The following is a 19,373-nucleotide window of genomic DNA, read 5'->3' as shown; positions in this document are numbered from 1 at the left end:
AACCCTAAATCGCGGTTTGACCGGACGCCGCCTTCAGGGCTAGTCAGGAAGACTGTACCGGGGAGGGGAGCCCATCATCATGATCAGAACGCTTGTCGCCGCTTGCGCGGTTCTCGCGGCCGCCGCCGCGCACGCCCAGACGCCGCCACGCGATGCCTATACGCATCTGCCGGACATGGCGGCCGCGGAAATTTCGCCCAATGGCCGGATGATCGCCGCCTATCGGCCCCATGAAGGCACGCAGGCGCTGTTCATCTATAATACCGGCGAGATGACCGAGCCGGTGCGGGTGATCAAGGCGCCGGAGGACATGTTCCTGTCCGGCCTGACCTGGGCCAGCGACAATTACGTGCTGATGCAGGCGCGGGAGACGCGCAAGATCCAGACGATGGAGGGCATGTTCACCTTCACCGAGTCGGTCGTTGTTTCCGTGGACGTGGAGCGCGGCAAGGCAAACGTGCTGCTGAGCGGGGAGCGGGTGTTCAGCGGCAGCCTCGGCAATATTCTCAGCTATCTGCCGGACGACCCCGAGCACATCATCATGCTGGGCCTGCGTTATGACGCGTCATCGGCGCGCAGTTTCACGCGGGTCAACGCCAGCGGCGGGCATTTCGAACTGGCCGTGTTCCGCGCCAATCTGGGCAATAGCGGCGGCCGGCGTCTGGACACCGGAAGCGACAACACGATCGACCTGGTGACCCATCCGGACGGCAGCGTGATCGCGCGGGTGAACTATGACCCGGAGACGCGGGTCTATGAAATTTTCCGGGGATCGAGCGGGTTCGACAGCGTCTATCGCAAGGAAGACACCCCGATCCGGCCGTTCACCGTTGTCGGGGCGCTGGATGATTCCAGCCTGGTGGTCGACGCCTATGGAGAAGACGGATTCAGCGGCCTGTTCGAGCTGAATATGGACGAGGGAATGATCGAGCGGATCGCGACCGCCCCCGACGGGCATGACGTGGATTACGCGATCGTCGACCCGTTCCGGAACGAGATCGCCGGCTATGCCTATCGCGACGACTTTTCGCGCCAGCATTATTTTGACGAGGAACTGGAGAAATACCGCGCCGCGCTCGACAAGGCGCTGCCGGACGAGCATGTCTCGCTGACCTCATGGACGCGGGACCGCAAGCGTTTCCTGGTCTATGCGGAGGGGCCGCGTTTCTCCGGGTCCTACAGCCTGTTCGACACGGAAACGGGACAGCTGGAGGTAATCGGGTTCAACCGGCCGATGCTGCCGCCGGAGAAAATGGCGCAGGTCGAGGCGTTCGAGTTCGAGGCGCGGGACGGGATGACGATTCCCGCCTATGTGACCTATCCGCTGAACGCCGACCCGGCATCCGGACCGTTCCCGACCGTGATCCTGCCGCATGGCGGACCGGAGTCGCGGGACACGGCGGGGTTTGACTGGATCGCGCAATTTCTGGCGAGCCGCGGCTATGCCGTGCTGCAACCCAATTTCCGGGGATCGTCCGGCTATGGCGCCGATTTCCGCGATGCGGGCTATGGCCAGTGGGGCGCCGCGATGATCGACGATATCGTGGACAGCGCGAAAGCGATGGCGGCGCAGGGCATCGCCGATCCGCAGCGCATGTGCGCGCTGGGGGCCAGTTATGGCGGGTTCGCGGCGCTGTCTCTGGGGATGCGGGACGATCTGGCGCTGGACTGCGTGATCAGCGCCAATGGCGTGACGCATTTGCCGATGCTGGCCAGCGAGACCCTTGCCGGCGGAAACCCCACCGAGGGCACCAACTATCTCAAGCTCTATATGGGCGACCGGATTACCGACGATGCGCGTCTGCGCGCCTGGTCGCCGGCGCTGAACGCCGCGGCCTATGACGAGCCTGTGCTGCTGGTCCATGCGGAGGACGACACGACCGTGTCCTATGACCATGCCGGGGTGATGCGGGCGGCGCTTGAAGATGCGGGGGCGGATTTCGACTTCGTCACCCTCAAGGGCGACGACCATTATTTCGCCAGCGAGCGCAGCCGGGAGGAATTTGCGGCGCTGATGGAGAACTTCCTGGCGGAAAACCTGCGCTAGGCGCCGCGATTGGCGGCGATGAAGGCGTCGGCCTCGGCGATGGCGCGCTCCATTTCCGCGATCAGGCGGGCGACGTCGGCCTCCAGCTGGCCGGTTTCGGCGCTCAGCGAGGCGATGGCGCGGGCGTTCAGGTTGTGCTTGAGGAACAGGACGCGGTCCTCGAAGATTTCCAGCACCGGGTCCATGCGGGCCGCGGCCGCGCGCATCTGAGAGATCAGGCTGGCGTAGCGGGCCTCGGTCTCGCGCAGGCGCCGGGCGCTGGTCTCGCGCAAGGACGGGTCCTGATAGGCGTCCAGCTCGGCCCGCCATTCGCGGAACAGGTCTTCGGAGACATTCTCGACCGAGTTGATGCGGTCGCGGACCCGCTGGGCGTCCGCCTCGGCGCGGTTATATTCGGCGCTGAGGCGGTCATAGGCGGATTCCAGTTCGCCGCCATTGATGTCCACGACCGAACGGAACGCCTCCAGCGCGCTCTCGAACTGTTCTTTCGCCTCTTCCTGGCTGTCGCGCGCCGTCTCGACGCGGCCGACAAGGATGTCGCGCTTCTCGTAACCCAGCTCCTCCATCGCGCCGTAATAGGCGTTGGAGCAGGCGCCAAGGCTGGACACGAGGGCGAGCGCGGTCAGCGCGAATGTCAGTCGCTTCATCATGGTCTCAGACTATGCCGGTCTCCGATGAATGTGAAATGACCGGCTATCGCGCCGGGCGCAGGACCAGGGTTTCGGTGGATTCCGGGGCATTCTGCGGCGTCCAGTCATAACGGATCTCGAAATATTCGCCGTCGGCCCAGGGTTCGGCCAGGTCGCGGTAATGCTTCGAGAGGAAATGGCCGGACTGCCCGACGGGCGAGATGAATTGCGACTCGTTGAGGTCGGCGAGGTCGTAGATCGCGCGATAGCTGGCACCGTGGAAGGCGCGGAAGTCTTCACGGGAATAGGAATAGTGAGCGACATTGACCGTGGTTCCATCGCCCGGCGCGGGAACGCGGGTGGAGAAGATGCGGTCGAGGAAGGAGGAGGCCGCGAACGGATAATGGGCGAAATAGGCGGGATGCGCCTCGCCCCAGCTCCAGTTTTCCAGATCGGGGCCGTATTGTTCGGCCAGCACGGCGACGGCGCGGTCCAGCGCCGGGCCGGCGATGTCGGTGCAGGATTCCCGCAGCTCGGTCCGGGAATCGTCGCACCAGCCGGGCGCTTCGCCGGACAGGACATTGACGATGAACTGCTCGCGCGGGCGGTGATAGACGATGAAGGCCTCGCCCAGATCGTCCTCATAGATGGCGCGCGACAGCTCCTTCATCCATTCGGCGAAGATCAGCGGCTCCGGCCAGCCGCGGCGCATCTCGCCGTTCCAGCCGCGCAGGCGTCGCAGGGATTCCTGTCCGTTGGCGGATTCGGGGCGGGCCTCCCAGAGATGGGGCAGGGCGTCGGTCGCCCAGCCGGAGACGACATCGGTCTGGATGGCCCGGAAATCGGCCTTGTCCAGCCGGCGGTCGGCGGTCAGCAGGTCGGTGATGCGCGCCGCGCGGAAGGGCGGCGACCAGCTTTCTGTCAGGAAATAGGGATAGCCGTCGGGCGGGATCTGGTTATTGGCGGTGACCACCATGCCGTCTTCAGGATTATAGGTGCGGGGCAGGTCCTCGAACGGGATCTGGCCGGTCCATGCCCCGGATTCGCCGCGCAGCGGCGCTCGGCCGGGCGTGATGAAACCGATATTCCCGGCGGTGTCGGCGAACACGATATTCTGCATCGGCACGACGAAATTGCGCAGGGCGGCGTTCAGGTCGTCCCAGCTCTCGGCGCTGGAAATCCGCCGGCCCACCGTGGAGGTGAAATCGTCCGGATCGTCCAGCGGGGAGACAAGGATGGCGGCGGTGTCCAGCGGCTGGATCTGAGCGGCGTCGAACCAGTCGCGGGGCAGGACCACGCCGTCCGCAGTTTTGCGAATCTTCAGCTCGACCGGCTCCCCGCCTTTCACGCGGATGGTCTCGGTGTCTTCCGAAACGAGGTCGAGACCGGCCTCTTCCGCCGTGACAAGGTCCATCACGTCCGTGCCGGTATTGGTGAAGCCCCAGGCGATGCGGCCATTATGGCCCAGCACGATATTGGGCGCGCCGGGCAGGGTGGCGCCGACCTGCGAGCCTTGCGGCGTGGTCATGCGCGCCAGATACCAGACGCCGGGCGTGCGGTGGCCCAGATGCGGGTCATTGGCCAGAAGCGGGGAGCCGGACGTGGTGTGCTGGCCCGAAACAACCCAGTTATTGGAGCCTTCGGGTTCTTCCCCCATCGGATCGCGGCCGGCCTCGACCTCTATCGCGGTGTCGGCGGCTTCGCCGGAATAGTTCACCTCGTCTTCCGAAAGCGCGCGCACGCCGTCTTCCGGGTAGGGCGGCAGGAAGGCGCGGGTTCTGGCCTGGCCGAGGACGGAGGTCAGCCGGGCCCGCGGCGCGGCGCGCATGGCATCGCCCGTGACGAGGTCGAGCGCGATCGCCTTGTAGATCAGGATCGTGTCGGCGACCGTCCAGGGCTGCGGCCTGGTTTGAAGCAGCAGGAATTCCGGCGGTCTGGAAAAGCCGTCTGACGCCATGAAGGCGTTCACGCCGTCGGCATAGGCCTGAAAATAGGCGCGGTCATCTTCCGACAGGCGCGCGGCCAGATCGTCTGACGCGGCGGCAAGGCCATAGATGCGCATGCGGGCGTCATTGGCGACCGCGTCCGGCCCCAGCATGGCGGCGAGCTGTCCGCGAACCGCGGCGCGCGTGAAGTGCATCTGCCACAGGCGATCCTGCGCGTGGGCGACGCCCAGCGCATAGGCCGCGACGTTTGCGTCGCTGGCAAAGATGTGCGGCACGGCGTTGGCGTCGCGCACGATATAGGCGGGCTCTGACAGGCCCTCCAGCGCGATCTCGCCCTCGGTCATCGGCAGCGAGGCATAAAGACGCCACACGAACCATCCCGCCGCGACGATCACCAGCGCAATCGCAATCAATATGATGCGACGAATCCATCGACCCAGTGCCGCCATTTGAAGCTGTCCCCCGACCTGTCGTCCCTTTTGCGGTCAGGCCGGTTTCACGGCCGCCGCGCCTTGCCTATGGTCGCGCAAGGTTCGTTGAACAGCATTAGAGGGTTTCGGCCATGGCTCGGCAAGTCGCGTTTCTCGGTCTCGGCGTAATGGGTTTTCCGATGGCGGGGCATCTGTCCGCCGCCGGGCATGATGTGACGGTGTGGAACCGCACCGGCGCCAAGGCGTCCGCCTGGGCCGAAAAACACAAGGGCCGGGCCGCGGATACGGCAAAAGAGGCGGCGAAGGACGCTGAGTTTGTCTTTATCTGCGTCGGCGATGATCCCGATGTGAGGGCCGTGGCGGAGCCGGCGCTGGAGGTGATGGAGCCCGGCGCGATCATGGTCGACCACACCACGGCCTCTCCCGCGCTGGCTCAGGAACTGGCGGAAGCGGCCGGCGCCAAGGGCGTGGGATTTCTTGATGCGCCGATTTCAGGCGGTCAGGCCGGCGCCGAGAACGGCCAGCTGACAGTTATGTGCGGCGGCGAAGAGTCTCATTATCGCGCGGCGGAGCCCATTATGGACGCCTACGCCAAGGCGTGTTCGCTGATCGGCCCGGCCGGGTCCGGGCAGCTGGCGAAATGCGTCAATCAGATCTGCATCGCCGGGATCGTCCAGGGCCTGTCCGAGGGGCTGAACTTCGCGCAGGAAGCGGGACTGGATCCGGCAAAAGTGATCGGGGCGATTTCCAAGGGCGCGGCGCAAAGCTGGCAGATGGAAAATCGCTGGGAAACGATGGTGAAGGACGAATTCGAATTCGGTTTCGCGGTTGACTGGATGCGCAAGGATCTCCGTATCGCGCTGGACGCAGCGCGCGAGAACGGCGCCAGCCTGCCGGTCGCCGCGCTGGTCGATCAGTTCTATGCCGGGGTGCAGTTACAGGGCGGGGCCCGCTGGGATACGTCCAGCCTGATCGCGCGGCTGCGCAAGCCCTGATACTGACCGGAACGAAGGGGGCGGGCGCCCCGTTTATGCCTCCAGGACGAACGCGAAGGAGGCGTAACAATGAAAATGCTGAACAAAACCGCCATTCTCGCTACCGCTGCATCCCTGGCGGCTGGCGCGGCGCTTGCGCAAAGCCCCTATATGCGGGCCGACAATAATGTGATGACCGATCTGGGCGTCACCGCCGGACAGATCGAGGATGCAGACCTGATCAATCCCGCTGGCGATGAGCTGGGCGAGGTCGAGGCCGTTCTGGTCGATCAGTCGGGCGCTGTTGTTTCCGTGCTGGTCGAACTGGAAGACGATTTCCTGGACGCCGAGCGCGTTGTGGAACTGCCGCTGGCCGGCCTTGTCGCCCGGGAAGACGATGATTTCTTTGAAATCTGGGATGACGAGATCGACCTGGTGACTGAAATGTCGGTCACCGAACTCAATACCCTGCCGAGCTGGCCTGAAGAATAATACAGGCTTTCAGCCATGTGACATTTCTGACGGGCGGGCCATTTCGGTCCGCCCGTTTTGAATCTTGCGAAACTTTAATTCGGTCGTTTGCATCCGGAAGGGCTTTCCCCCGCATCCAACAGGGCAGAAGATCAGATGTCTTGAGGAGGGAGACCCCATGAAAACCATTTACCGTACAATTCTGCTCGGCGGCGTTGCCGCGTGCGCGGCGAGCGCTGCGCAGGCGCAGGAGATCGTAATCGACGACGTGTTCGGCGCGATTGTCTGGACGGAATCGGACAGTCTTTCCGTGACCGTTGAAAATCCTGGCGACCTTGTTGAAACGCCAAAAGTTTCACAACGGGGCGAGGGATATGCTGTCGAAGGCGATCGCCGCAAAATGCGCAGCTATAGCTGCCGCAGCCGCCGCGGCGGCGACCTGCAGATTCGCGTGTCGCGATTTGGCGATTATCACTCGATTGAGGATTTTCCCGTCATCCGCGTTTCGGCTCCCGCCAGCGCCAGCCTGAAAGTCACCGATTCCATGGTGCACGGCGAGACTGGCGACTTGTCGTCCGCCGATGTGGAAATGGATGGCTGCGGCCGCCTGACCTTAGGTGATGTTTCAGGCGATTTGCGCGGCAAGATTGACGGATCCGGCGACATCGAAACCGGCGATGTTGGCGGCGACGCCGTACTGAAAATCTCCGGGTCTGGCGATCTTGCGACCGGATCTATTGCCGGGTCCGGCAAATTCACGATCAGCGGGTCGGGCGATATCGAGACCGGCGCGGTCGCGAATGGCGGCGATCTGAGCATTGACGGCTCCGGCGGCATTTATGTCGACCGGATAGATGGACCGCTGGAAGCCAGCGTGAACGGCTCCGGCGATATTGAGGTCGATGGCGGCGAGACAACGTCCTTCAAGGTAACCATCGCCGGATCCGGCGATGTGAGTTTTGACGGGGCGGTGACCAATCCGGAAATCGCCATCATGGGCTCCGGCGATGTCTGGGTCGCGTCCTATAGCGGCAAGGTCGACAAGCGGATCATGGGTTCTGGCGATTTCAGCGGCGATTGCGCCGGCTCGTGCTCTTAAGGCGCGCTGAGGGGAAAAGATCATGAAAACCATGTTGATCCTGTCGGTTGCAGCGCTGTCCGCGGCGCCGGCCTTCGCGCAGCAAGGCGGCACTTACGAAGCCGAAGGAATCGTCATTTCCAACTTCCTGGGCGAGGTCGAACTGACCAATAGCGGCAATGCGGAAACCACCGTGACGCTGACCCGCGGTGAGGATGAAGATGCGCCCGGCGCGTCCATCAGCTTCGAAGACGGCGTGCTGCTGGTCCGGGGCGAGTCGCGCGATCTGGGCGATGAATATGATTGTGGCAGCGATGGCGACCGGTCCGGCTATCGCGAGGACGGCCCCTTGTTCTTCAAGGGCAAGTTCCACGACGCCAGGGAAGCCAACACGCTGACCATCTCCGCCCCGGAATCGGTGCTGCTTCGGATCGAGGATTCGATCGCCGCGACCGATATTGAAACCGTTTCCGGTTTTGACCTGGAAACCAGTGAGTGCGGACGGCTGGAGGTCGGCGCCGTGCGCGGCGACACCCGCTTCGACATCAGCGGCGTTCAGGATATCGACCTGGGCGAGACGCAAGGCTTCACCGCCGATATCTCGGGCGTGGTCGATATAACCGTCGGGTCGGTGAACGGCCCGGTGGAGATCGAACTGAACGGCGTCGGCGACATCACGATCCGGGATGGCCGGGCCGATCCGCTGGAAGTCGATATGTCAGGCGTCGGGGACGTGTCCTTTGGCGGACATGCCGTGAATCCCGATCTGAGCATGACGGGAATCGGGGAGATCAGCATCGACACCTATGATGGCGATCTGACCCGCAACCGTACGGGAATTGGCGAGATCAGCGTCAACCAGGCGCAATAAACGCCGCCCTAGCCGACGCCATAGGCGACTATGGCGTCGGCGACCCGTTTGAATCCGGCAATGTCCGACCCGGCGACATAGTCCAGCGGTTTGCAGTCCTTGTCCGGACACGCGTCGCGGCACTTGTCGTGAATTTCCGACATGATCCGGCGCAGGCGCTGGTCGACCTCTTCACGGTCCCATTGAAGACCAACCGCGTTCTGGGAAATCTCCAGCCCCGAGACCGCAACACCGCCGGCATTGGCGGCCTTGCCGGGGACAAAAATCACGTCTGATTTCCGGAAAGCCTCGCGGGCCTCTTCGGTGCAGGGCATGTTCGCGCCCTCCGCGATGGCTTTGACGCCGTTATCAATCAGGGTTTTCGCGGCGTCACCGTCCAGTTCGTTCTGGGTGGCGCAGGGCAGGGCGATATCGCATTCCACGCCCCAGGGCGTTTTGTCCTTATGAAATTTCGCGCCCTTGATATCGCCTGCGCCGTCTTCCAAAGCGCCGTGCTTCTTCAGCTTGCAACGCTTGATGGCGTCCAGCGTGTCCTCGTCGAGACCTTCTTTAACGTGCAGCAGGCCGCCGGAGTCGCTGAGCGTGACGACTTTCGCGCCTTCCTCCATGGCTTTTTCGGCGGCGTACAGGGCGACATTGCCCGCGCCGCTGATCGCCACGGTCTGTTCTTTCAATTCCAGATCGTGATGGTTCAGCGCGTTTTCCAGGAAATAGATCAGGCCGTAACCGGTCGCTTCCGTCCGCTCGGCGCTGCCGCCAAAGGCCAGCCCCTTGCCGGTGAGCGAGCCCTCGAACGTGTTGGTCAGACGAATGAAATGACCGAACAGGAAGCCGATTTCGCGGCCGCCCACGCCCATATCGCCCGCCGGAACATCCGTATTGGGGCCGATATAGCGATAGAGACATTCCATGAAAGCCTGACAGAAGCGCATGATTTCGCCGTTCGAGCGGCCGTGCGGATCAAAATCGGATCCGCCCTTGGCGCCGCCCATCGGCAGATTGGTCAGGGCGTTCTTGAAGGTTTGCTCGAAGGCCAGGAATTTCAGGACGCTTTCATTGACGTGCGGGGCAAAGCGAAGGCCGCCCTTGTACGGGCCGATGGCGTGATTGTGCTGGACCCGCCAGCCGCGATTGACGTGCACCGCGCCGTCATCGTCGCGCCAGGCGACGCGGAAGGAGATGATGCGGTCCGGTTCGGTGAGTTGTTCGAGAACCTTGCAGTCATCATAGGCCGAATTTTCCAGGACCAGCGGCATGACCGAGCGCGCCACGCCCGCCACCGCCTCGTGAAACTCGGGCTGGTCGGGGTGTCGCTCTTTCAGGTCGTCCAGCAAGGACTGGACACGCGTTTCGGCCTTCTTGCTCATCGAGTGCTCCCTGTTTGTGCGTAATGGGAGCTAAAGCGCGGAAGGCCGGGGTAAAGTTCGTCAGGCGCCCAGCATGTCCGCAGCATGTTCGGCGAAATAGGTGATCACGCCATTGGCGCCGGCGCGCCTGAACGCCATCAGGGTTTCCAGAATGGCGCGGTCCTCGTCGATCCAGCCATTGGCGCCGGCGGCCTTGATCATGGCGTATTCGCCGGAGACCTGGAACGCATAGGTCGGGGCCTGAAAGGCCTGTTTCACGGCGTGGACAATGTCGAGATAGGCCAGGCCCGGCTTGACCATCACCATGTCCGCGCCTTCCTCCAGGTCCAGCTCCACCTCGCGCAGGGCTTCCTCGATGTTCGCCGGGTCCATCTGGTAGGTCTTCTTGTCGCCCTGCAGCGCCGTGGCGGAGCCGACGGCTTCCCGGTACGGGCCGTAGAAGGCGGAGGCGTATTTGGCGGCGTAGGACATGATCAGGGTGTTGGTGAAGCCGTCATCCTCCAGCATGCCGCGCAGCACGCCGATGCGCCCGTCCATCATGTCGGACGGGGCGATGACGTCCGCCCCCGCTTCGGCGAAGGCGCGCGCCTGATCGGTGAGGCGGGCCACCGTGTCGTCATTGAGGATTTCGCCGTCGCGCAGCACGCCGTCATGGCCGTGAGTCGTGTAGGGGTCCAGCGCGACATCGACCATGACGCCCACTTCTGGCGCGGCGTCCTTCACCGCCTTGATCGTCTGGCAGACCAGTCCGTCAGGGTCCGTTCCGGCGCTGCCGACCTCGTCTTTCTTCGCCGGGTTGATGTGCGGGAACAGGGCGAGGGCGGGTATGCCGAGTTCGCGGGCGCGCCTGGCGGCCTTTGCCGTCTCGGCCACGGACAGGCGGTCCGCGCCGGGCATGGCGGCGACGGGCTGGCGCGGATCGGCGCTCTCGCTGACCACGATCGCCCAGATCAGATCGTCGGGCGTGAGCGTTGTTTCGCGCACCATCCGGCGCGTCCAGTCTGCCTGCCGAAGCCGGCGCATGCGGGTGGCGGGATATGCGGCCAAGTGGGTTACTCCGCTTGATTTTCGTTCCGTTCTGTCCTGACTTCGCGCCACGGCCAAGCCAATTCAAGGCGGCAAGACTGCAGGAGCGCCTCTTTTGAATTTCGAACTGAGCGAAGAACAGCAGCTTATTCAAGACACCGCGGCGCAATTCGCCGCCGACCGGATGCGCCCGAACGCGCCCGGCTGGGACGAGAACAAGACGTTTCCGGTCGATGTGCTGCGCGAAGCGGCGGAGCTGGGATTCGCCGGGCTCTATACGCAGGAAGAATTTGGCGGCTCGGGCCTGACCCGGCTGGACGCGGCCATCGTGTTCGAACAGCTGAGCCGGGGGTGCGTCTCCACTGCGGCGTTTATCTCCATTCACAACATGGCCGCCTGGATGATCGATTCCTACGGCTCCGGCGAACAGCGCGAACGCTGGATTCCGCCGCTGATGACCATGGAAAAGATCGCCAGCTATTGCCTGACCGAACCGGGCGCGGGCTCCGACGCCGGCAGCCTGAAAACCAAGGCGGTGAAGGACGGCGACGATTATATCCTGAACGGGACCAAGGCGTTCATTTCCGGCGGCGGGACCAGCGATATCTATGTCGTCATGGCGCGCACGGGCGATGACGGGCCGGGCGGGATTTCCACCTTCGTGGTGGAAAAGGACACGCCGGGCCTCTCGTTCGGCGCGCAGGAAAAGAAGATGGGCTGGAATTCCCAGCCGACCTCGGCGGTGATCTTCGAGGATTGCCGCGTGCCGGCCGCGAATCGTCTGGGCGAGGAGGGGATCGGCTTCAAGATCGCCATGAGCGGGCTGAACGGCGGCCGCATCAATATCGGCGCCTGTTCGCTGGGCGGCGCGACGGAGGCTTATGAGGTCGCCAAGGAATATGTCGGCGACCGGAAGCAATTCGGAAAATCCATCGCTGATTTCCAGGCGACGCAGTTCAAGCTGGCGGACATGGCCACGGACCTGGAGGCGTCCCGCCTGATGCTCTACCGCGCCGCGGCCGCGCTTGACGCCGCGGACCCGGCGACGCCCAAGCTCTGCGCCATGGCCAAGCGGTTCGCCACGGACGCCTGCTTCGACATCGCCAACCAGGCGCTGCAACTGCACGGCGGCTACGGATACCTGAAGGATTATCCGGTGGAGCGGATCGTGCGCGATTTGCGCGTCCACCAGATCCTGGAAGGCACGAACGAGATCATGCGGGTAATCATCGCCCGCCACGAAATGAAGGGCTGAGCGGCGCTCGGCCGGAAGGAATTTTCAATGTCGGAAGAGTCCGAAACGATTATCGAGAAGAAAGGCCGGGCCGGACGGATCACGCTGAACCGCCCGAAGGCGCTGAACGCCCTGACCCGCCAGATGTGCCTGGACATGACCAAGGCGCTGCTGGAGTGGCGCAACGACCCGGACGTGAAGGTGGTCGTGGTGGACGGCGCCGGGGATCGCGGCTTCTGCGCGGGGGGCGATATCCGCCTGCTTTATGAAAGCGGCAAGGCCGGGGACGAGCGCGCCTATGAATTCTGGCGCGACGAATATCGTCTCAACCAGCTTATCAAGCGTTACTCCAAGCCTTATGTCGCAATGATCGACGGCATTGTGATGGGCGGCGGCGTCGGCGTTTCCGTGCATGGCGATTACCGGGTGGCCGGGGACAGCACGATGCTGGCCATGCCGGAGACGGGCATCGGTTTTTATCCCGATGTCGGCGGCACCTATTTCCTGCCTCGGCTGCCGGGCAAGACGGGCATGTGGATGGGCCTGACGGGCGCGCGCCTGAAAACGGCGGACGCCATGGCCATGGGCATCGCGACCTCCTACACGCCCAGCGACAAACGCCCGGCATTGATCGAGGCGCTGGAAAACGGCCCGGAGGGGATCGAGGACACGCTGGCCGCCTTTGCCGAAGAGGCGGGCGAGAGCGAGGTGAAGAAGCGCCAGGAAGATATCGAGACGCACTTCGCCGCGCCGATGGTCGAGGCGATTCTGGCCTCGCTGGACAATGACCGCTCCGACTGGGCGATCGAGCAGGCCAAGACGATGCGGACCAAATCCCCGACATCGCTGAAGCTGACGCACCGCGCCATCCAGATGGGCGCGCAGACAGAATTCGAGGACACGATGCGGCGGGAGCTGCGCCTGTCCGCGCATTGCCTGAAGGGGCACGATTTCTATGAGGGCGTACGCGCCCAGATTATCGATAAGGACCGCGATCCGAAATGGGATCCCTCCGATCTTGAGCGCGTGGGCGATGCGGAGCTGGAGCAATATTTTGCGCCGCTGGACAATGACCGCGAGCTGACATTCATCGACGACACGAAGGACAACTGACCATGACCGCCATCGCATTTATCGGACTGGGAAACATGGGCGGGGGCATGGCCGCGAACCTGGCCAAGGCGGGCCATGATGTCCGCGCCTTCGATCTGTCCGAAGCCGCCCGCAAGAAGGCCGGCGAGCAGGGCTGCAATCCGGTCGACCGGATGGAAGACGCGATCAGCGGCGCCGAGGTCGTGGTCTCCATGCTGCCGGCCGGCAAGCATGTGCGGTCGGTCTATGAAAATGAAGGCGGCGTGATCGAACTGGCGGGCGAGGGCACGTTGCTGATCGATTGCTCCACCATTGATGTGCAGTCCGCGCGCGCTGTCGGCGAAGCGGCGGCCAAGGCCGGATTCCTGATGGTCGACGCGCCGGTTTCCGGCGGCGTCGCGGCGGCGGACGGCGGGACGCTGACCTTCATGGTCGGCGGGCCGGAAGAGGCGTTCGGCAAGGCCGAGCCGATCCTGGACATCATGGGCAAGGCGGTTATCCGCGCGGGCGAGTCCGGGGCGGGGCAAGCGGCCAAGATCTGCAACAACATGCTGCTGGGCATTTCGATGATCGGCACGTGCGAGGCAATTGCGCTGGCCAAGAAGCTGGGGCTGGACCCGCAGAATTTCTTCGATATCGCGTCACAGGCCTCGGGCCAGTGCTGGTCGCTGACCGCCTATTGCCCGGAGCCGGGGCCGGTTCCGGCCGCGCCGTCCAATCGCGACTATAATCCCGGGTTCGCCGTGGCGATGATGCTGAAGGATCTGAAACTGGCGCAGGAAGCGGCGTCGGCCAACGGCGCCTCCACCCCGATGGGCGCGCAGGCCGAGGCGCTTTACGCGATGTTCGATGCGCTGGGCGCGGGGAACAAGGATTTTTCCGGCATCATGAAGCTGCTGGACGGGTCCCTGAGCGAATCGGGATGGACCCGTTAGGCGCTCCGTTAAATCTATCTCCAGCGAATTAAACGTCTTTTAGACATTTTCGATTTTAATCCGACCTGAAACATGGGTGAAACCCGGGAAGAAGGTGGGATTATGGGCATGCAGAATGCGGCGGCTGAAACCAGCCGTACGGACGAGCAAGAGCCTGACTTTCAGAAGAGCTATCTGCAGACGCTGACCCTGGTCGAGCGGCTGCACCGCCAGCTTCTGGATGTCATCAAGGATGATCTGGAGCGACATGGCCGGAACGACATCAACAGCGTCCAGGCGCTGCTGCTGTTCAATATCGGCGACCAGGAACTGACGGCGGGCGAACTGCGGAGCCGCGGGCATTATCTGGGCTCCAACGTCTCCTATAACCTCAAGAAGCTGGTCGAGGCGGACTATATCCGTCACGAGCGTTGCGACTCCGACCGCCGGGCGGTCCGGGTCAGTCTGACGCAGGCCGGTTCGGACGTGCGCGAACAATTGAAGACGTTGTTCGACCGTCAGTTGAAGTCGCTCCAGCCGGTCGCCAATGTCGATCAGGACGATCTGGACAGCATGAACACGGCCCTGATGCGTCTTGAACGCTATTGGGAAGATCACATAAAGTATCGCCTGTGACCTTTTGCGGCGCCGACAAAAGTTGGCGCCGCGCGCTCCTTTGGGGCATAGGGTCCTGTAAAACCTGATTTGCAGGACGGGCAATGGACTACCGGAAAGCATTCGAAGAGGCCGTGGACACGGTCAAGGCGGAAGGCCGGTACCGGGTCTTTGCGGACCTCAAACGCCTGCGCGGCCAGTTCCCGCGCGCCCGTCTGCGCGGCAATGACGGCCAGATTCGCGAAATCACCGTCTGGTGCTCCAACGACTATCTGGGCATGGGGCAGCACAAGGACGTGCTGGACGCCATGCACGGCGCGCTGGACGAAACCGGCGCCGGCGCCGGCGGAACGCGTAATATCGCAGGCACCACGCGTTTCCATGTCGATCTGGAAGACCGGCTGGCGGGCCTGCACGGAAAGAGCGGCGCGCTTCTGTTCACCTCCGGCTATATCGCCAATTCGGCGACGCTTTCGACGCTGGCGAAGATCCTGCCGGGCCTGATCATTTTCTCCGATCAGATGAACCACGCCTCGATGATCGAAGGCGTTCGGTTCGGGGGCTGTGAGAAGCGGATTTTCCGCCACAACGATGTCGAGCACCTGGAAAGCCTGCTGGCCGAAGCGCCGGCGGACGCGCCCAAGGTTATCGCATTTGAATCCGTTTATTCGATGGACGGCGATATCGCGCCCATCGGCGCGATTTGCGACCTGGCCGACAAGTACGGCGCGATGACCTATCTGGATGAGGTTCACGCCGTGGGCCTTTATGGCGAACATGGCGGCGGCGTTGCCGAGCGCGACGGCGTCATGGACCGGGTCGATATTATCGAGGGCACGCTGGGCAAGGCGTTCGGCGTAATGGGCGGCTATATCGCGGCCGACGCGACGATCGTCGATGCAGTGCGCTCCTGGGCGCCGGGCTTCATTTTCACAACGGCGCTTTCGCCCGTTCTGGCCGCGGGCGCGCTGAAAAGCGTGGAAATCCTGCAAGGCGCGGAAGGGCAACAATTGCGGGCCGCGCATCAGGCCAAGGCGGCGGAGCTGAAACAGCGTTTCGCGGACGCCGGCCTGCCCGTGATGCAGTCCGAAAGCCATATCGTGCCGGTGTTCGTGGGCGACCCGCGCCACACCAAGGCGGTTTCCGATCTGCTGCTGGCCGATCACGACCTTTATGTGCAGCCGATCAATTATCCCACCGTGCCGCGCGGCACGGAGCGGCTCCGCTTTACGCCGTCGCCGATGCACGACGACCCCATGCTGGACAAGCTTGTCTCGTCCATGGATGCGCTGTGGACGCAGTGTAACGTGGCGCGCCGTCCAGCGGCGGCCTGACCCGCAGGCGCGGGAAAGGCGATGCCCGGCCGGGGCGTCATTTTCGAATTTGTCAGGCGCGGAAACATCGTGCGCGTCGCCGCCGTGGACGAAGCCACGGGCGTCGAAGCGTGGATCATCGGGCCGGTCAGCGCCTCGCAGGCTGATCTGAAGACTTTGGCCCGGCGCAAGCTTGACTATGTAATGAAGAAGAAGGGGCTCGGGCGCAGCGATTGATTGTGTGCGCGGAGCCGCCTATGCACTGGATTTTGTAGTTCCGCAGACGGAGAAGTTTTCCATGGCCGACGCGCTTGAAACCGGCTCGCTCGCCGAGACGTTTTTCACTCAGGACCTCGCCGACAAGGATCCCGACATCTTTGGCGCGATGGAGCGCGAGCGTAAGCGCCAGCAGGACCAGATCGAGCTGATTGCCTCAGAAAACATCGTGTCCAAGGCCGTGCTGCAGGCTCAAGGGTCGGTGCTGACCAATAAATACGCCGAAGGCTATCCGGGGCGCCGCTATTATGGCGGTTGCGAATTCGTGGACGAGGCGGAGAACCTGGCCCGCGACCGCGCCAAGCGCCTGTTCAATTGCGGCTTCGCCAATGTGCAGCCCAGCTCCGGCAGTCAGGCCAATCAGGCGGTGTTCCTGGCGCTGGCCAAGCCGGGCGATTCCATTCTGGGTCTTTCGCTGGCCGCGGGCGGCCACCTGACCCATGGCGCGCCGCCCAATGTCTCAGGCAAGTGGTTTCAGGCGCATCATTACGGCGTGCGCAAGGACGACCACCTGATCGACTATGACGAGGTCGAGCGCCTGGCGCATGAGCACAAGCCGCGGATTATCATTGCCGGCGGCTCCGCCTATCCGCGCACGATCGACTTCAAGCGTTTCCGTGAAATCGCCGATGCCGTGGACGCCTATCTGATGGTCGACATGGCGCACTTCGCGGGGCTGGTCGCGGGCGGGGCGCATCCCAATCCGCTGGACCACGCGCATGTCGCCACGACCACGACGCACAAGACGCTGCGCGGTCCGCGCGGCGGCATGGTGCTGACCAATGACGAGGATATCGCCAAGAAGATCAATTCGGCGGTGTTCCCGGGCATGCAGGGCGGGCCGCTGATGCACGCCGTCGCCGCCAAGGCGGTGGCGTTCGGCGAGGCGCTGACCCCGGACTTCAAGATCTATGCGCGCAACGTGATCGAGAACGCCAAGGCGCTGGGCGACACGCTGAAAGACGCCGGATATGACATCGTTTCCGGCGGCACGGACACGCATCTGGTGCTGCTGGACCTGCGGCCGAAAAATCTGAAGGGCAATACCGGCGAGGAAACGCTGGAGCGCGCCTATATGACCTGCAACAAGAACGGCGTGCCGTTCGACCCGGAAAAGCCGATGGTGACGTCCGGCCTGCGTCTGGGCAGCCCGGTGGGCACGACGCGCGGATTTGGCGCGGCGGAGTTCCGCCAGGTTGGCGAGTGGATCGCCGAAGTGCTGGACGCCATGGCCGCGAAGGGCGAGGCTGATCCGGCGGTCGAAGCGGCGGTGAAGGCGAAAGTGACCGGCCTGACCGGCCGCTTCCCGATCTATCCTGACGCATAAGGAAAATACGCGATGCGCTGCCCCTATTGCGGTGACCCCGATACGCAGGTGAAGGATTCCCGTCCCGCCGAGGACGGGAACGCCATTCGCCGCCGCCGGCAATGCGCCAAGTGCGGGCAGCGTTTCACCACGTTCGAGCGGGTGTCCCTGCGTGCGCTGACCATCGTGAAGCGGGACGGCGAACGCTCCATGTTCGACCGAGACAAGCTGATGCGCTCGATCATGCTGGCCATGCAGAAGCGCAATGTGGAGCCCGAACGCATCGAACAGATGGTCAGCGGCATCGTGCGGCGGATCGAATCCAGCGGAGAGACCGATATTCCCTCCGTTGAGATCGGCGAATATGTGATGGAGGCTCTCAAGGAACTCGATCAGGTCGCCTATGTCCGCTACGCCTCGGTCTACAAGGCGTTTCACGAAGTCGCGGACTTCAAGGAATTCATCGAGGACGAGCAATTGTCCAGGGACGACGAATGACCGCTGCGCGCCCGCGCGTCACGCTCAAGCTCGCGACCTCTCTCGACGGCCGCATCGCAACGGCCAGCGGCAAGTCCCGGTGGATCACCGGAGAGGCGGCGCGGGAACAGTCTCACCGGCTGCGCGCAGAGCATGACGCCATCCTGATCGGCATAGGCACGGCGCGGGCGGACAATCCCTCCCTGACCGTGCGGCTGGACGATTTCGACGGCGAGCAACCGGTCCGGGTGGTGCTGGACACGCGGCTGCGGCTGCATCCGGACAGCGAACTGGCGACCACCGCCAAGGAAATTCCGGTCATTGTCTTTTGCAGCGAACGCGCGCCGGGCATCAATGCCAGCGTGCTGGCCGCCAAGGGCGTGACGGTGAAGAAGATCAGGCCGGCGGATGGCGGGGTCTGCCCCGAGGCCGTGCTGGCCGGGCTGGCGGAAGACGGCGTGAAATCGGTGTTCGTCGAAGGCGGCGGGCAGGTGGCGGCGTCCTTCATCAAGGCCGGGCTGGTGGATGCGCTGGAATGGTTTCGCGCGCCGGTCGTGCTGGGCGGCGACGGCGTGGCCGGGATAGGGGATCTGGACATGGACGCGCCGGGCGCGGCTCCGCGCTTCAGGCTCCAGGACTCTACAGATCTTGGCGGCGACGTCTGGGATCGCTACGTCCCGGTCAGGGAGTAGCCATGTTTACTGGAATTATCACTCATCAGGGCGCGGTCCGGCGGCTGGAGCGCCAGGGCGGCGATGTCCGCATTTTCGTACAGAGCGAAATCCTGGCGGCCGAGTTCGTGATTGGCGCCTCGGTCGCCCATGACGGCGCCTGCCTGACCATCGTCAGCGCGGAGCCCGAGGGCGAGGGCGCAATTCATGCCTGCGACGTGTCGAACGAGACGCTGTCCAGGACAACGCTGGGCGGCTGGCGGGAAGGTTCGACGGTCAATCTGGAGCGGGCCGCGCGGTTCGGCGACGAAATTGGCGGGCATCTGGTGACCGGCCATGTCGATGGCGTTGGCGAGCTGGTCGAGCGCAGCGAGGATGCGCGCTCCCTGCGGCTGGTCTTCGAGGCGCCGGAGGCGCTGTCGCCAATGATCGCGCCCAAGGGCTCTATCACCATCAACGGCGTCTCCCTGACGGTGAACGAGGTGGAGGGCGCGCGGTTTGGCGTGAACCTCATTCCGCATACGGCTGATGTGACTAACCTCGGATCGCTGCAGGTTGGCGCGCGCGTCAATCTGGAAATCGACACCGTGGCTCGCTATCTCGCCCGTCTCCTGGAAGCGCGCGGATAAGGGCGA

Annotated in this window: 19 protein-coding genes; 15 read left to right on the top strand and 4 right to left on the bottom strand. The window is 63.8% G+C overall.

Annotated elements, in window-relative coordinates:
• The first annotated feature begins 79 nt into the window (after window positions 1-79).
• A complete protein-coding gene (locus L338_RS09020; RefSeq protein ID WP_022698048.1) occupies window positions 80-2,047 on the top strand; it encodes an alpha/beta hydrolase family protein in 1,968 nt (655 codons plus the stop codon).
• On the opposite strand, the gene L338_RS09015 is transcribed toward L338_RS09020, so the two are convergent.
• Window positions 2,044-2,697 (bottom strand): DUF2959 domain-containing protein, encoded by a 654-nt coding sequence (locus L338_RS09015; RefSeq protein ID WP_022698047.1) that lies wholly within the window; start codon window positions 2,695-2,697, stop codon window positions 2,044-2,046. The genes L338_RS09020 and L338_RS09015 overlap by 4 nt on opposite strands.
• Window positions 2,698-2,740: 43 nt before the next feature.
• Window positions 2,741-5,071, bottom strand: a complete 2,331-nt coding sequence (locus L338_RS09010) for a penicillin acylase family protein (RefSeq protein WP_022698046.1) — start codon at window positions 5,069-5,071, stop codon at window positions 2,741-2,743.
• 113 nt (window positions 5,072-5,184) lie between these two features.
• Between L338_RS09010 and L338_RS09005 the strand changes: the two genes are divergently transcribed.
• The 4 genes from L338_RS09005 to L338_RS08990 all read left to right on the top strand — a co-directional run bounded on the left by L338_RS09005 (window position 5,185) and on the right by L338_RS08990 (window position 8,447).
• Window positions 5,185-6,048, top strand: a complete 864-nt coding sequence (locus L338_RS09005; protein WP_027068411.1) for an NAD(P)-dependent oxidoreductase — start codon at window positions 5,185-5,187, stop codon at window positions 6,046-6,048.
• Window positions 6,049-6,117: 69 nt separating this feature from the next.
• Window positions 6,118-6,519 carry a hypothetical protein gene (locus L338_RS09000; protein ID WP_022698044.1) on the top strand — a complete coding sequence of 134 codons (402 nt, stop codon included), beginning with the start codon at window positions 6,118-6,120 and terminating at the stop codon, window positions 6,517-6,519.
• A gap of 157 nt (window positions 6,520-6,676) precedes the next feature.
• On the top strand, window positions 6,677-7,597 hold the full coding sequence (locus L338_RS16515; RefSeq protein WP_022698043.1) for a GIN domain-containing protein: 921 nt from the start codon (window positions 6,677-6,679) through the stop codon (window positions 7,595-7,597).
• Window positions 7,598-7,619: 22 nt separating this feature from the next.
• Window positions 7,620-8,447 carry a DUF2807 domain-containing protein gene (locus L338_RS08990; RefSeq protein ID WP_022698042.1) on the top strand — a complete coding sequence of 276 codons (828 nt, stop codon included), beginning with the start codon at window positions 7,620-7,622 and terminating at the stop codon, window positions 8,445-8,447.
• 8 nt (window positions 8,448-8,455) lie between these two features.
• Here the strand turns inward: L338_RS08990 and gdhA are convergent, their stop codons facing one another.
• Together gdhA and hemB are read right to left on the bottom strand one after the other, a co-directional pair.
• On the bottom strand, window positions 8,456-9,814 hold the full coding sequence (gdhA, locus tag L338_RS08985) for an NADP-specific glutamate dehydrogenase (RefSeq protein ID WP_022698041.1): 1,359 nt from the start codon (window positions 9,812-9,814) through the stop codon (window positions 8,456-8,458).
• 60 nt (window positions 9,815-9,874) lie between these two features.
• The gene (gene hemB / locus L338_RS08980; RefSeq protein WP_027068410.1) at window positions 9,875-10,861 is read right to left on the bottom strand and encodes a porphobilinogen synthase; all 987 of its coding nucleotides are present in this window, start codon (window positions 10,859-10,861) and stop codon (window positions 9,875-9,877) included.
• 94 nt (window positions 10,862-10,955) lie between these two features.
• Between hemB and L338_RS08975 the strand changes: the two genes are divergently transcribed.
• From L338_RS08975 to L338_RS08930, 10 genes are all read left to right on the top strand, one after another.
• On the top strand, window positions 10,956-12,095 hold the full coding sequence (locus tag L338_RS08975; protein ID WP_022698039.1) for an isobutyryl-CoA dehydrogenase: 1,140 nt from the start codon (window positions 10,956-10,958) through the stop codon (window positions 12,093-12,095).
• 27 nt (window positions 12,096-12,122) lie between these two features.
• Window positions 12,123-13,187, top strand: a complete 1,065-nt coding sequence (locus L338_RS08970) for an enoyl-CoA hydratase/isomerase family protein (protein WP_022698038.1) — start codon at window positions 12,123-12,125, stop codon at window positions 13,185-13,187.
• 2 nt (window positions 13,188-13,189) lie between these two features.
• A complete protein-coding gene (gene mmsB / locus L338_RS08965; RefSeq protein ID WP_022698037.1) occupies window positions 13,190-14,101 on the top strand; it encodes a 3-hydroxyisobutyrate dehydrogenase in 912 nt (303 codons plus the stop codon).
• 108 nt (window positions 14,102-14,209) lie between these two features.
• Window positions 14,210-14,716 carry a transcriptional regulator LdtR gene (gene ldtR / locus L338_RS08960; RefSeq protein WP_027068409.1) on the top strand — a complete coding sequence of 169 codons (507 nt, stop codon included), beginning with the start codon at window positions 14,210-14,212 and terminating at the stop codon, window positions 14,714-14,716.
• Window positions 14,717-14,799: 83 nt separating this feature from the next.
• Window positions 14,800-16,029, top strand: a complete 1,230-nt coding sequence (gene hemA / locus L338_RS08955) for a 5-aminolevulinate synthase (protein ID WP_022698035.1) — start codon at window positions 14,800-14,802, stop codon at window positions 16,027-16,029.
• A gap of 21 nt (window positions 16,030-16,050) precedes the next feature.
• Window positions 16,051-16,245 (top strand): DUF6898 family protein, encoded by a 195-nt coding sequence (locus tag L338_RS08950; RefSeq protein WP_022698034.1) that lies wholly within the window; start codon window positions 16,051-16,053, stop codon window positions 16,243-16,245.
• 61 nt (window positions 16,246-16,306) lie between these two features.
• Entirely contained in the window at window positions 16,307-17,611 is a 1,305-nt protein-coding gene (gene glyA / locus L338_RS08945) for a serine hydroxymethyltransferase (protein WP_022698033.1), read from the top strand.
• Window positions 17,612-17,623: 12 nt separating this feature from the next.
• Window positions 17,624-18,088 (top strand): transcriptional regulator NrdR, encoded by a 465-nt coding sequence (gene nrdR / locus L338_RS08940; protein ID WP_022698032.1) that lies wholly within the window; start codon window positions 17,624-17,626, stop codon window positions 18,086-18,088.
• Window positions 18,085-18,759, top strand: a complete 675-nt coding sequence (locus L338_RS08935) for a RibD family protein (RefSeq protein WP_022698031.1) — start codon at window positions 18,085-18,087, stop codon at window positions 18,757-18,759. Before nrdR ends, L338_RS08935 begins: the two co-directional genes overlap by 4 nt.
• A gap of 2 nt (window positions 18,760-18,761) precedes the next feature.
• Window positions 18,762-19,367: a riboflavin synthase gene (locus L338_RS08930; protein ID WP_022698030.1), complete on the top strand. Its 606-nt coding sequence runs from the start codon at window positions 18,762-18,764 to the stop codon at window positions 19,365-19,367.
• Window positions 19,368-19,373: the final 6 nt, after the last annotated feature.

Source organism: Euryhalocaulis caribicus (assembly GCF_000412185.1).
Lineage (GTDB): Bacteria > Pseudomonadota > Alphaproteobacteria > Caulobacterales > Maricaulaceae > Euryhalocaulis > Euryhalocaulis caribicus.
The sequence above is the reverse complement of the archived record's forward strand: the minus strand, read 5'-3'. Positions and strand labels throughout refer to the sequence as shown.